Origin of the sequence: Prescottella defluvii (assembly GCF_000738775.1) — a bacterium.
GTDB lineage: Bacteria > Actinomycetota > Actinomycetes > Mycobacteriales > Mycobacteriaceae > Prescottella > Prescottella defluvii.
This window is the reverse complement of the sequence record NZ_JPOC01000040.1, coordinates 1-13,144: the sequence shown is the minus strand read 5'-3', so window position 1 is coordinate 13,144 and position 13,144 is coordinate 1. Positions and strand designations below refer to the sequence as shown.

Below are 13,144 nucleotides of genomic sequence, written 5' to 3'. Positions count from 1 at the left end.
CGGTTTCGGAATGACTCGGATTTCACCTGCGGAGAATGAGCAAATAGCCGCGTCCGCTGTGTCACAGTCAGTTGCACTCTCGACCGCACACGTGAATGGAGCCGTCCTCATGGACTCTTTCTGGGATTTTCTCTGGGTGATTCTCGTCAGCTTCGCGTTCGTCGCCTACCTGATGCTGCTGTTCTCGATCATCACGGACCTGTTCCGGGATCACAAGAGTTCCGGCTGGGTCAAGGCAATCTGGGTGGTCTTCCTGATCGTCCTCCCATTCATCACTGCGCTCGTGTACCTGATCGTCAAGGGTGACGACATGACGAAGCGGTCCATCGCCGCCGCTCAGCAGATGAAGAGCGCGCAGGACTCCTACATCCGCGAGGTCGCCGGCAAGTCCGGTGCGGAGCAGATCGCCGACGCCAAGGCACTGCTCGACAACGGCACCATCACGCCGGACGAGTTCCAGGCGCTCAAGGCCAAGGCCCTGGCCAGCTGACCTGAGCTCTCGAGGGTCCGGGCGGCTCCTGTCGCTCCTCTGTTCGCCATGCCGCGCTCCCGATCGGGAGCGCGGCATCGCCGTTTCCGGAGCGGCAGGCCCGGCACCGGGCGGCGTCCGGGATCGGCCTGTGGAAAACTCGGCACGTGGGAACTAGTACTCGGATCAGTCTGCGCGGACGCCTCGCCCTGCGTGCCGCGGCCGCTGCCGCCTGGGCGTCGCAGAAGGCCGGACGCGGCAAGGGCTCGATGATCGGCGGCCTGATCGCGCTGAAGATCGATCCGACGCTCATGGAGCAGCTCGGTCGCGGACGGCGCACCGTCGTCATCACCGGCACCAACGGCAAGTCCACCACCACCCGCATGACCGCGGCCGCGCTGGCGACGCTCGACGAGGTCGCGACGCAGGCCGACGGCGCCAACATGGACGCCGGCATCGTCGCCGCCCTGACTGCGCGTGTGAACGCCCCCCTCGCGGCCCTCGAGGTGGACGAGTTGCACGTCCCGCACGTGTCCGACGCCGTGAACCCCGAGGTCGTGGTCCTGCTCAACCTGAGCCGCGACCAGTTGGACCGGGTCGGCGAGATCAACATGATCGAGCGGAAGCTGCGGGCGGGCCTCGAGCGGCACCCGGACGCGCTCGTGATCGCGAACTGTGACGATGTGCTGGTCACGTCCGTCGCCTACGACTGCAAGAACGTCGTCTGGGTGGCCGCGGGCGGCGGTTGGGCCAGCGATTCGGTGAGTTGCCCGCGCACCGGTGAGCCGATCGTGTGGGACGGCCCCAACTGGCGCAGCACCGGCTCGGACTTCGCGCGGCCGACACCGGACTGGTGGCTCGACGACGACAATCTGTACGGCCCGGACGGGCTGGTGCTGCCGATGAAGCTGACGCTCCCCGGACGGGCGAACCGCGGCAACGCGGCGCAGGCCGTGGCCGCGGCCGTCGCGATGGGCGCGAAGGCGGAGGACGCCGTCGCCGCCGCATCCATCGTCGAGGAGGTCGCCGGCCGGTACAGCACCGTCCAGGTGGGCGCGCACTCCGTGCACATGCTGCTGGCGAAGAACCCCGCCGGCTGGCAGGAGGCGCTGTCGATGATCGACCCCAGCGTCGACGGCCTCGTCATCGCCGTCAACGGCCAGGTGCCCGACGGTGAGGACCTGTCGTGGCTGTGGGACGTGCGCTTCGAGCACTTCGAGGGTGTCAAGGTGGTGGCCGCCGGTGAACGCGGCACCGACCTCGCGGTCCGCCTGACGTACGCGGGCGTCGAACACAGCCTCGAGAAGGACCCGCTGAAGGCGATCGCGTCGTGCCCGCCCGGACGGGTCGAGGTGCTGGCCAACTACACGGCGTTCCGTGACCTCAACACCGCGATCGCGAAGGAGAACAGCCGCGATGTCTGAGTCGACGGTCCGCATCGGCCTGGTCCTGCCCGACGTCATGGGCACGTACGGCGACGGCGGCAACGCCCTGATCCTGCGGCAACGCCTGCGCATGCGCGGGTACGACGCCGAGATCGTCGACATCACGCTCAGCGATCCCGTGCCCGATTCGCTGGACGTCTACACCCTCGGCGGGGCGGAGGACTCGGCGCAGCGTCTCGCGACCCGACATCTCAACACCCATCCGGGTCTGCAGCGCGCCGCCGAGCGTGGTGCTCCCGTGCTGGCGATCTGTGCGGCGATCCAGGTGCTCGGGCACTGGTACGAGACGTCGTCCGGCGAGCGCGTCGACGGCGTCTCGATGCTCGACGCCACCACCTCCCCGCAGGCCACCCGCTCGATCGGTGAGGTCATCACGACACCGCTGATCGACGGACTGACCGCTCCCCTGTCCGGATTCGAGAACCACCGCGGCGGAACGACTCTCGGGGCGGACGCGAAGCCGGTCGGACGGGTGACCCACGGCGTCGGCAACGGCGTCGGCGACGGCTTGGAAGGTGTCACGCAGGGTTCGGTGATCGGCACGTACATGCACGGACCGGTGCTCGCGCGGAACCCGGAACTGGCCGACCTGCTGCTGAAGCGCGCCCTCGGGGTGGACGAACTGGCACCACTGGACCTGCCCGAGGTGGAGCAACTGCGCCGCGAGCGGTTGCGGGTGCGCTGACACCCGCCCGGTGACGCGTAGACGCCGGTCGCCACACGGCATGACCCCAGACAGGGGTTCGGCCGGGAATGCATTCGCATCCTCGGCCGGATCTCTGTTTCACGAGACTTTCACCGTTACCGACTACTTACTCGATCCGCACTACTGATACTACGCCCGGACGTGGGCGTGGCAATGGTTCGAACGGGCCGATCCAATTTGCAACAATTGCCCGAGCTGTGTGACCTGAGTGTTACTCGGAAACCGTCGGTGCGGTCCGGTCCCGCGTACTCCTGACGCCAGGAGTACACGGGACCGCTCGGCGCTTCGTGCCGTTGCAGAATCTACGGATTCATCGAGGGCACGCCGGCACGGATCCGCCGGACCTCCGACCGGGCGAATTCGACTCGGCCGGTGTCGCTTCCGCGCGACCCGGCCAGTTCGTCCGCGAGATCGCCCGCAGCCTCGAGCACGAATCCGGCACGTCTGCGTTCGCGGTGGTTCGCGGGCGCCTTGCGAAAGGCCCTGCGAGCCTTGCGATCGCCACACATCGCTTCGAGTTCGGCATCGGTGATGACACCGTTCGCCACCTCTGGCGCCATGATCTGCCGCAGATACTCGCGTTCGCGCGGCACCGTCATCGCGAACACGCGCACCACCAGATACAGCGCGACGAGAATGGCGACGACGATGATCACCAGGATCACGGCGCCGTTGCCTCGTGCGAGCGCGGCCGACGAATCCCAGACTCCGTGCAACACCATGGCGGACGCCATCAGGGCCAATCCCCGTCCGACCCGACGCGGTTCGCCGGGCCGGCCCAGCAGATAGACGAGGCCGGCGCAGAAGATCGCACTGTACAGAATATGTGCGGTGATTCCGGTGGCCATTCTGAGCCACACGGTCGACATCGCGGCCTCCACCGGGTTGGCCCCGAACTGGGATCCCGCGGAGTTCAGTGCGTACGCGATGTCCTCGATGATCTGGAACCCGAGTCCGAGGAAGGCACCCAGGATGAACCCGTCGAATGCGGTCCGTACCAGTCGCGGCGCCAGCGCGATCAGGAGCAGCAGTCCGATCCCCTTGGCGATCTCCTCGGTGAACGGTGCGGCCAGACCGGCGCCCCAGTCCAGGGACCACGCCTGGCCGACGGCCTTCGCGTAGATGCTCCTCAGCGCGTCGTTCGCGCTGGCCGCCATCATCCATGTGGCCGCGAAGCCACCCCACAGGAACGCGACGACGATCAGCTTGATCGGTTGGCGCGCATACCGATCGATGTGGCGGGTGAACCACCAGAACACCGCCCCGTACAGGGTGAACGAGACGACCGCGACCGCGATCGCCCGTCCGTACGCACCGGATGTGCTCGCGAGCATCGAGAAGAACGTCAGGACTCCGCTGGCGACCAGGAACAGGTACACCCAGAACGCCGCATTGCGTGGTTGGTAGAAGGTGAACGAGCGACCCCAACCGGAGTTGTCGATGGCCGCGACACGTTCGCTCTGCAGGTCTGCCGTCATCGTCTCGGCGGTGGTCATGCGCCCTCCCCCATGCTGTGGCTGATGCTGGCGATCATGGCGCCGATGTCCGACGACGAGTCGTCGGCGATCTCGGCGGGCCCCGTGGCCACCGCCTCGACGCCGATGCCGTCGAACACGAACGCCGCGATCACGCCTTCCGATGCGGTCCCCGAGTATCTCGCCAGCACACCGCGACTGCCGTCCGCGGTGGTGATGTCGACCGGTGTACCGGTGACCCGGAATCCGTTGTCGCCGTTGAGCGCCTCGCTCGTCTGCTTGATCTGGTCGAGCAGCCCTGTCGCGTCCCCGGAGAAGGGGGCGCTGCGCACCGAGAAGGAGACGTCTCCGTCCACGACCGTCGCCGACGGCGGATACGACCCGGATGTCGGCGCATCGCCGGCCCGCACGCCGGATGTGATGCCCCAGTCCACGGCGGGAACGAAGGTCACGCCGCCCTCGATCTCCATGACGTCCCCGGCGGCGACCGTGTCGTCGTACGGAGTCGCGCCGTCGATCGCGGGCAGGATCACGCTCATGACGAGCACGAAAGCCAGAACCACGAGGGTCGGCAGGATCGTGCGGCGGTCGAGGCCCAGCCATCGACGGTCGACGGGAACCCATCGATCGTCGGGCTCGAAACAGTCGACGGCGGAATCGGCGCTTCTCGCCGGTGCCAGTCTCTCGGTCAAGCGACCACCTCTGTTCCATCCGGGGTGCAGCACACCGTGTGTCATGCATCAAACCGGACGAATGGCCTTCGCGCATCACGAAACACCGGAACGCGAGCAACCGGGATGATCGGCGCCTACACCAACTTCCTCCCGCTGCGGATCCGCCGCTGCAGATCGCGCATCAGCACCCTGCTCGGCAGGTGTCGGATGAAGCGGGGAACGAAGCGATTCACGAACGCGACGAAGATGAACAGGTGCTCGAACCGGCGCCGATCGTCCTCGGTCCATGCCAGACCGAGTTGTTCCCGGAACAGCGGTGCGAGGAAGCCGGTGGTGAGGAACTTCAGCAGGTTGCCGAACACCAGGCGCAGGGGCCACGACACCATCCGTAGTTCGATCAGAGCGCGGAGGTAGGCGCGGACGGTGTCGTCGAACGCGACCCGCACGCACGCGATGTTCCAGTACCGGTCGAACTCGGCGCGCGTGGCCGGCCACATGTCCTCGGTGACCTGCAGCGTGGTGCCGAGCGTCGACGACGAACGGTAGAACTCCTCGGCCTGCTCCGGGGTCATCCTGCCGTGCAGCAACTGATGGGTGTCCTCGAATCCGATGAACAGGCAGGCCGCCACCCACAACTGCAATTCCCGATGAAAAGCGTTGTAGGGCAGTGGACTGTTCTCGTCGGATCGCACCTGACGGTGCGCGCCGTTCACCGCCTCCCGATAGGCGCGGCGCTCGTCGTCGGCGCCGAGGATCGCGACCGACAGGTACGTGAACGTGGTGCGGGCACGCTTCCACGGATGTTTGACCAGGCTGCCGGACTCGACTTTGCTCTCCGCGACACCGTGCCCCACCTCCGGCCACGACAACTGCATCACCACGTTCGCGGCACCGCCGGCGAACGACCAGAAGTCGAGTGCGTCGGAGATCCGAGCAGGACGGCCACGCCGCCGCGGTGCCGTCGCGATACGGATCCGGGTGCGCTCGTTCGTCAGTCGCGGTTCGGCACCCGCGAGATCGAGGTAGTTGATCGGCATGAGATCCCTCTGCTTCCCGTCGCTACTCGGTCCGGCCGCTACTTGGTCTCGACGCTGTCGACGACCCAGTGGTCGCCGTCCCGCTCGAGCGTCACCACCATCCGGTACTGCTGCGACTTGCCCTCGGGGGCAATCACATTCTTCGCCTCCTGGTCGACGAAGGCCAGCATCACGGCGCTCGACTCGTCGAGGCTCTGGACGCCGATGTTCACGGCGGTGGCCGTCGCCTGCCCCTGACCGTCGGTGACGAGTGTCCGCAACGCGTCGAGCATCTCGTTGTACTTGCCGGCGAACGCAGTCGTGGACATCCCCGCGATCTTGTCGCGGTTCGCGTCCAGGTTCTGATAGTCGAACGACGCCATCGTCTGCACGTAGTTGCGGGTGGTGTCGACCGCCTCGGCGCGCATCGAATCGTGCTGACGCTGCTCCCGCCATTGCCAGCCCGCCACGGCTCCGAGGACGACGGCCAGTACCGCCAGGATGGCGACCGGCACGATCGCGAGCCGGCGCCGGTCGGTCGCGGTGTCGTTGCCGTTGTCCGACTCATCGTTCGCCGTCACCGAGTTCCTCCAGCAGTCGATTCCATTGGTCGAGCGCCTCGACCCCGGTGGGGACGAGGATCGGGTCCGGCACCATCGGCGGACCGATGGCCGTGCCGGGGGTGGTCGCGTTCTGCAACCCCAGGTCGTCGGGGCGCGGGGCCGTCCGTGACCCGCGCTGCGCGATATCGGGGCCGGGCGGGCAGTACAGCGTGAGGTTCGGGGTGGTGGGCGTCAGATCGCCGACGGCACGCCGGGTCGTGTCGTAGTTGCAGACGGGCCCCTGGGTCGCGACGAGCGCGAACTCCGCCCGATCCCCCTTGACGATCGATTCGAGCTTGCCGAGCCCGTGGGGGATCTCGTCGAGTCCCGCGGCCAAGGCGTCCCGCCGGTCGGAGATGACCGGGGTGGTGGTCGCGAGATTCGCGAGCAGGTCGCCGAACGTTCCGTGGTAGCGGTCGAACAGCTCCCGGGTGCGGGTGAGTGCCTCGGGCGAACGGTCGACCAGATACACCAGGACCGGCCGGTTCGTGTCGAGCTGTCCGGTGAAGGTGCGGGCCGCACCCATACCGCGGACGAAGGCGTCCGAGTCCCCGGCCATCGTCCCCATCAGGCTCGCGGTGCGGGTGAGCAGTGAACGCAGTTCGGGTGCCTGCCGCTCGATCAGCGCGGTGAGCCGATCGCCGTCGTCGATCAGTCCGGTCAGGCTCGGTCCCAGCCCGTCCAAGGAGGCACCCAACTCGGTGCCGAGTGTGCGGACGGCTTCGGGGTCGATGCTGCCGAGGAGCCTCGCGGCATCACCCATCAGTTGATCCATCTGGACGGGCTGCAGGTCCTGCGGCGCGGCGAGGGTGTCGCCGTCCTCGAGATACGGCCCGGCATCGGTGTTCGGGAAGATGTCGACGTTCTGGATGCCGGCGACGGTCCCCATGCCGACCTTCGCGATGCTGTCCCGCGGGATCCGGGTTCCGGGATCGAGGTCGAACTCCACACGCGCACCGCCGAGTTCGGCGTCCAGCCCGACCGAGGCAACTCTGCCGATCTGCACACCGCGGTAGGTGACGCTCGTTCCCGCGGTGAGTCCGAGCGCGTCGGACATGTTCGCGTGCAGTCGAACCGGATCGCCGAAGGCGCGCGGGCCGGCCACATACGCGATGCCGAACGGCACGACGACCGCGGCGGTGAGGGCGAACAGGATCAGTTGGACCAGCACGACGCGCCTCATCCGGTCCCTCCCGACAGCAGTGACTGCAGCGTCGCCGCTTCCGGCGGCAGTGCGGCCGTCCCCCCGGTCAACAGGTTCTCGATGCCCGCCGGGATGTCGAGGGTTCCGTCGAACATGAGGTAGTCGCCCTTGGCGGCCCGATCGAAATTCGTCAGGAAACTGTTCATGTTCGCGAGCGTCTCGCCGATGCGGGAATTGTACGAGCGCAACGCCGCCACCACGGTCGCCGCGTCGCCGATCACGTCGTCCAGACCCGTGGACGAACGGGAGGTCACGAAGTCCACGTGCTCGGCCAGGCGCGCGCCGGAATCGAGCAGGACCGCAATGCGATCCCGTTGTCCCGCCAGGATGCTGACCGTCTCGGGCGCGATGTCGAGGAATCCGTCGAGAACGTCCTGCTGCGCCACCAGCCGGCGCGAGATGTTCGCGGCGAGGTCGGTCGCGGCGGCGAAGTCCTGTTGGTGCTGCGTCGCCGTCCCGGTCAGGGCGGTGATCGTGTCGAGCAGGTTCCGGACCTGCGGGGATCGTCCGTCGAAGGCGGTGTTCAGTTCACCGATCACGGTCTGCAACTGTTCGAACCCGCTGCCGGTGAGGACGGCGCCCAGGGTGGCGAGGACGCTCTCGATCTGCGGCCCGATCTCGGTGCGGGACAAAGCGATCACGTCACCGTCCGACAGGGTCGCCTCGGACGGCTGCTGGGGTGCCCGGAGCCGGATGAACGGGCTGCCCAGCGCGGACGGAAGTTCCACCGCCACCTCGATGTTGCCGGGGAGTTCGACCGACGACGTCAGGCTCAGTTCCGCGACCGCTCCGACGGGGTCCGGCGACAGCTGCGCGACGCGGCCGATCACCCGCTGGCCGTGGCGGACGTCGGCACCGAGGAGCAGTCCGTCGGCGTGGGCGAGCTGGACACTCACCGAGTAGTTGTCGCCGGGCACGGACCGGCCCAGCGGCAGGTCCTGGATCCCGGCGCCGCAACCGGTGGTGATCAGCACTCCGGCGAGGGTGAGTGCCGGGATCCCCCTGCGCCGCATCAGTTCCCTCCTATCGGCGCGATCCCGCCCGAGAGGAGCGTCGCCAACCCCAGCGGGTCGGACGCGCTGACCGGGAAGGAGATCGGATTGGTGAATCCGGCACCCGTGCACAGCGGCATCGGATACTGCTCGCACAGGGGCTGCGCCACGGCGAACTGGGTGAGGGCAGTGGAGATGTTGAGCCGGATCCGGCCGCGGTCGTCGGGGCCGACGGTCTTCGACAGGTTCTGCATGAGCAGCGGCACCAGGTCCATGAACTCGGCCAGACCCGGCCGATTCGCGGCGAGCACGTCACCGAGGACCGTCATGTTCTGCGAGATCGCCCCCACGTCGTCGCCGTGGTCGGCGGTGAAGCGGTCGATCTGATCGAACACCGTCGCCAGATCCTGCAGCGGCCGGGAGATGTCGAGGTCCTCGGCCGCCCACTCGTCACCGAGTGCGGCGAGGTCGGAGACCAGCGCGTCGAGGCTCACCTGCCGCGCGTCGAGTTGGACCACGAGCGTGTTCAGGTTCTCGACCACGGCACCGATGTCCTCGCTGCGCGCACCCACGATACCCGTTGCGGCGCCTAGGTTCCGGATCGCGCGGTTGACGTCGTCTCCGCGACCGCCGAGACCGGCGGCGGCCCGGGTCAGCAGGTCGCCCGCGTCACCGCCGTCCGGTCCCAGCGCGTCGGTGAGCGTGCTGAGGCTGCCCATCAGACCGTCGAAGTCGATGGGTGCGTGGCTGCGCTCGAGCGGGATCTCGGCGCCGTCCTCGAGTGTCGGACCGCCCCGATAGGCCGGGCCGAACTCGAGGTGCCGATCACTGATCACCGACGGGTTCAGCACGTACGCGTGGGCATCCGCCGGTAGGTCCACCGTGTCGGGCACCGACGCCGACACCCGGACGTGGGTTCCTCGCGGTTCGACGGCGGTGACCGTGCCGACGGGCACCCCGAGCACGGTGACGTTGCTGCCCGGGTAGAGACCGTTCACGTACGCGAAGTCGACGTACACGGTCTTCGCGCGATCGGTCCCCGCGAACACGAACCAGGCGCCGGCCGCGACGGCGATCACCAGGACCAGCGCGAGCACGGTGCGGACGGTGGTCCGGCGGCTGGTCGGGGTGCTCGTCGGGGTGCTCATCGGCACCCCTGCATCACGCCGAGCATGCACAGCATGTTGTCGGGGACCACGGCCGCGGGGGCGGTCACGTCGGTCCACGATCCGTTGCCCGTCGCGTCGGTGGCTGCGCGCAGTGCCCTCGGCAGCCGGTTCAGGATCTGGTCGACGTGATCGGCGTTGCGCTGCAACGTCTCGGTCACCTCGACCAGGTTCGTGGTCATCTGCCCGAACTCCTCCTCGTGTTCGGCATAGGTGGTCGCCAGGGTCGCCAGGACGGAGCGGAGGTTCTCGACCAACCGGGTGAGCACTTCCTTGCGTACCGCGAGCGTGCGGACGATGGTCTGCGCGTTCGCCACCGTCGTGGTCAGCGAATCGCTCTGCCGGACCGCCAGATCCGACAACGATCGCGACATCGCCAGTAGCTGGTCGATCTGCTCGGCGTTCTGCGACACCGCCACCGATGCTCCGCTGATGCCCGCGAGTGCCTTCCCGAGTTGCTCCGGATCGTCCGGCATCACATCGGACAGCGTCGCCATCATGGCCTCCAACGACTTCGAGTCGATTCGTGCCGCCGCATCGGTGGCGTCTCGGCTGACGTCGTCGAGGCTGTACGGCACGGTGGTCCGGGCAAGCGGGATGACGTTCGGCGCCGCAGCGTCGGACCCGTTCTCGTCGACGATTCCGGCGGGCACCACCTCGAGATAACGCTTGCCGAGCACCGTCTTCAACCGCACGGTGGCGGTGGTCCGGTTCCCGAGCGGTTGCGCGTCGTCGAGCCGGAAGTCCACGCGCACATGGTCACCCGCGAGATCGATGCCCTCGACCCGGCCGGCGGGCACGCCTGCGACGTAGACCGGGTCGCCACCGGACAGGCCGGCGGCGTTGGCCAGTTCGGCCGTGTACGGGCTGGTCCGGGCCAGGTACCACACCTTGGGGATGCCGATCGCCGCCGCCAGACCCGCCACCAGCACCACGATGCCGACGGTGCCCAACGCCAGCGGACCGGCCGCACCCGGGCGGCGTTCGCCGCGGAAGACGAACAGCCACATTCCCACGGCGACGTCGATGATCCGGACCAGGAACATCATCGGCACACCTCCGAATGGGTGGTGCCGAAGATGTTCGCCTCGACGTCGCCGACCTTCAGGACGAAGTTGCACAGGTAGAGGCTCACGAAGCCGCCGTAGTCACTGATCCGGTTCACCCCGTCCGCGAACTGGGGCATCTGCGTGACGAACCGCTCGAATGCATCGGTGTCGGCGATCCAGGCGTCGGTGACGGACGTCAGGTCGGTGATCGAACTCCCGAACGCACCCTGCGACTGCGACAGTGCGTCCGCGAGCGATGCCACGGCCCGATTCCCATTGTCCAGCAGCGCCGCAAGCCGGTCGTTGCTGCCGGCCACCGAGGTACTCAGGTCGCGCAGACCGGTGACGAGTTCCTCGACCTGCGGTTGCCGTGCGTCCACCGACCCCATCAAGGCGATCATGTTCGCCACCAGTTCCTCGAAGACTCCCCGACGGTTCGCGAGGTCGGTGGTGAGCGTCCCGATCCGGTCGAGCAGCGTCGCGACCGTCGACCCGCTGCCGTCGAAGGTCTCCACGAATCCGCGGGTCAGCGTGTTGACCTCGTCGGGGTCGAGTGCGTCGAACAACGGCGCGAAACCGTTCATGAGGGCGGTGAGGTCCACCGGCGGACTGGTCCGCGAGAGAGGGACGATGCCACCTGGTTCCAGCGTCTCCGAGGGCCCGCCGGCCGCGGCCGTCTCGATGGCGCCGCCCGGAGGTGGGGTCAGGGCGAGGTACCGCGCACCGAGCATGTCACCGTAACGAACCGCCGCGGTGACGTTCCGGTCCAACGGATGGTCCGACGACACCTCGATCCCGACGACGGCCTTGCTGGTGCCCCCGCCCGCATCAGCGAACTCGATGGAGTCGACGCGGCCGACCCGCACACCGGACATCGTCACGGGGTTGCCCTCCCCCAAGCCCTCCACGTCGGTGAACTCGACGGTGTAGCTCTCGGTGGCGCCGCGCACCGGAACCGACAACGTGTTCGCGACCAACGAGGCGCACACGGCGCCGACCGCGCAGAAGCCGATCACCTTCACGAGTGGAACCCAGGCCACCTTCATCGGATCTGCACCTCGGTTCCCCGCACCAGCGGGCCCAGCATGAGTGCCGACACCGGATTGGGCGCCGGAACCGAATCCGCTGTCTCGCCGAGCAACCGGTCCTGCAGAACCTGCAACGCCTGCTGCTCGTCGACGCCGCCGTCGACGTCGGCGGGCCCGCACGCGCCCGACAGGGCACCGTAGGCGGGACAGTCGGCGGCCGTGTAGGGCAGTGGATCGGCGAACGTCGGCACGGCGACGATGTCGAAGTGCCCGGTGGAGAACACCCGCCCACCGGCCGCCCCGAAGGCCCGCGCGCCCTCCAGCGTGTCGACCAGCCCGGACGGATCCGCCGCGGTGGTCGCCAGGATCACCCCGGTCGAGTCGAGCACCGTGACGATCCGGTCGCGCTGCTCGCCGAGGAACCCGGCCAGGACGGGCGTGAAACTCGCGGCCGCTCCCAGTGTCTCGGACAGCGAGTCCGCGTTGTCGACCAGAGTCCTGGACACGGACGTCGCCGACGCCAGCGTGGCGACCAGGTCAGGGGTGGCGGTGTCCAACGCCTGCAGCACCGTCCGGAACTCGGGCGCCGCCGCGAGGAGGGTCTGCACGGCCGGTCCGAGCGCCCGCGACGCGACGTCGAGTCGGTCGACGATCCGTCCCAGCGTCTCGCCGCGACCGTCCAGTGCCTGCGACAGCGCCGACAGTGCCACCTGCATCTGCTGCGGTTGCATCCGGTCCAGGACGTCCACGAGCCGGGTGTAGACCCCGTACAGCGCCACCGCATCGGGTCCGGTGTCGATGCGCAGTTCGTCGCCGTCGGACAGGCTCGTTCCCGTTGCTGCCTTCCCCGTGTCGTCGACGAGTTGTATGTAGATGTCCCCGAAGAACGTGCGAGGCACTACCCGCGCCGCGACGGTCACCGGAATCGCCCCGATGGCGGCTGCGTCGATCTGCAGGCGCACCACCGACGATTCGGTGCCCGACTCGATCCCGGAGATGCGGCCGACATTGACCCCGCGGTAGCGGACGGGCGCTTCGCCGTTGACGAGTCCCGCCGACGCCGGGATCGCGACCACCACCTCGGGGTCCCGGTGCAGTTGGCCTGTTCCGCGCAACACCATGGCCGCGCCGGCCACCACCGCGACCAGGACCGCGACCGCCCCGCGTACGAGGAAGGTCGTGCGGCGGCGGCTGTACACGTCCACGTCAGACCCCCATTCCGGGGATCGTGGGCACCAGGCCCCACAACGCGAACGTCATGAGCACGTCGAGGACGCCGATCGCCAGGATCGCCGTCCGGAGGGCCCGCCCCGCGGCC

General features: G+C 68.3%; 13 protein-coding genes and 1 pseudogene. 3 read left to right on the top strand and 11 right to left on the bottom strand.

The features are described from left to right. Window positions 1-109: 109 nt before the first annotated feature. The 3 genes from IJ15_RS0115295 to IJ15_RS0115285 all read left to right on the top strand — a co-directional run bounded on the left by IJ15_RS0115295 (window position 110) and on the right by IJ15_RS0115285 (window position 2,599). The gene (locus tag IJ15_RS0115295) at window positions 110-490 is read left to right on the top strand and encodes an SHOCT domain-containing protein (RefSeq protein ID WP_031939219.1); all 381 of its coding nucleotides are present in this window, start codon (window positions 110-112) and stop codon (window positions 488-490) included. Window positions 491-636: 146 nt separating this feature from the next. After that, window positions 637-1,893, top strand: a complete 1,257-nt coding sequence (locus tag IJ15_RS0115290; RefSeq protein ID WP_031939218.1) for a Mur ligase family protein — start codon at window positions 637-639, stop codon at window positions 1,891-1,893. After that, complete coding sequence (locus IJ15_RS0115285) at window positions 1,886-2,599, top strand: type 1 glutamine amidotransferase (protein ID WP_031939217.1); 714 nt, start codon at window positions 1,886-1,888, stop codon at window positions 2,597-2,599. Before IJ15_RS0115290 ends, IJ15_RS0115285 begins: the two co-directional genes overlap by 8 nt. 323 nt (window positions 2,600-2,922) lie before the next feature. On the opposite strand, the gene IJ15_RS0115280 is transcribed toward IJ15_RS0115285, so the two are convergent. The 11 genes and pseudogenes from IJ15_RS0115280 to IJ15_RS26070 all read right to left on the bottom strand — a co-directional run. Continuing rightward, entirely contained in the window at window positions 2,923-4,116 is a 1,194-nt protein-coding gene (locus IJ15_RS0115280; RefSeq protein WP_031939216.1) for a PrsW family intramembrane metalloprotease, read from the bottom strand. Beyond that, entirely contained in the window at window positions 4,113-4,787 is a 675-nt protein-coding gene (locus IJ15_RS0115275; protein ID WP_231569546.1) for a hypothetical protein, read from the bottom strand. Before IJ15_RS0115275 ends, IJ15_RS0115280 begins: the two co-directional genes overlap by 4 nt. 116 nt (window positions 4,788-4,903) lie before the next feature. Then, window positions 4,904-5,806 (bottom strand): oxygenase MpaB family protein, encoded by a 903-nt coding sequence (locus IJ15_RS0115270; protein ID WP_031939214.1) that lies wholly within the window; start codon window positions 5,804-5,806, stop codon window positions 4,904-4,906. A 38-nt stretch (window positions 5,807-5,844) separates the two neighbouring features. Next, window positions 5,845-6,366 carry a mce associated protein mas1a gene (locus IJ15_RS0115265; RefSeq protein ID WP_231569545.1) on the bottom strand — a complete coding sequence of 174 codons (522 nt, stop codon included), beginning with the start codon at window positions 6,364-6,366 and terminating at the stop codon, window positions 5,845-5,847. Next, the gene (locus IJ15_RS0115260) at window positions 6,350-7,570 is read right to left on the bottom strand and encodes an MlaD family protein (protein ID WP_031939212.1); all 1,221 of its coding nucleotides are present in this window, start codon (window positions 7,568-7,570) and stop codon (window positions 6,350-6,352) included. Before IJ15_RS0115260 ends, IJ15_RS0115265 begins: the two co-directional genes overlap by 17 nt. Further along, window positions 7,567-8,604 (bottom strand): MCE family protein, encoded by a 1,038-nt coding sequence (locus IJ15_RS0115255; protein WP_031939211.1) that lies wholly within the window; start codon window positions 8,602-8,604, stop codon window positions 7,567-7,569. The genes IJ15_RS0115260 and IJ15_RS0115255 overlap by 4 nt, the downstream gene beginning before the upstream one ends. Beyond that, entirely contained in the window at window positions 8,604-9,731 is a 1,128-nt protein-coding gene (locus tag IJ15_RS0115250) for an MCE family protein (protein ID WP_031939210.1), read from the bottom strand. Before IJ15_RS0115250 ends, IJ15_RS0115255 begins: the two co-directional genes overlap by 1 nt. After that, entirely contained in the window at window positions 9,728-10,795 is a 1,068-nt protein-coding gene (locus IJ15_RS0115245) for an MCE family protein (protein WP_031939209.1), read from the bottom strand. Before IJ15_RS0115245 ends, IJ15_RS0115250 begins: the two co-directional genes overlap by 4 nt. Continuing rightward, complete coding sequence (locus IJ15_RS0115240; protein WP_031939208.1) at window positions 10,795-11,844, bottom strand: MCE family protein; 1,050 nt, start codon at window positions 11,842-11,844, stop codon at window positions 10,795-10,797. The genes IJ15_RS0115245 and IJ15_RS0115240 overlap by 1 nt, the downstream gene beginning before the upstream one ends. Continuing rightward, window positions 11,841-13,031, bottom strand: a complete 1,191-nt coding sequence (locus tag IJ15_RS0115235; RefSeq protein WP_031939207.1) for an MCE family protein — start codon at window positions 13,029-13,031, stop codon at window positions 11,841-11,843. The genes IJ15_RS0115240 and IJ15_RS0115235 overlap by 4 nt, the downstream gene beginning before the upstream one ends. 1 nt (window position 13,032) lies before the next feature. Beyond that, a pseudogene (locus tag IJ15_RS26070) lies at window positions 13,033-13,144 on the bottom strand (ABC transporter permease); the annotation flags it as partial.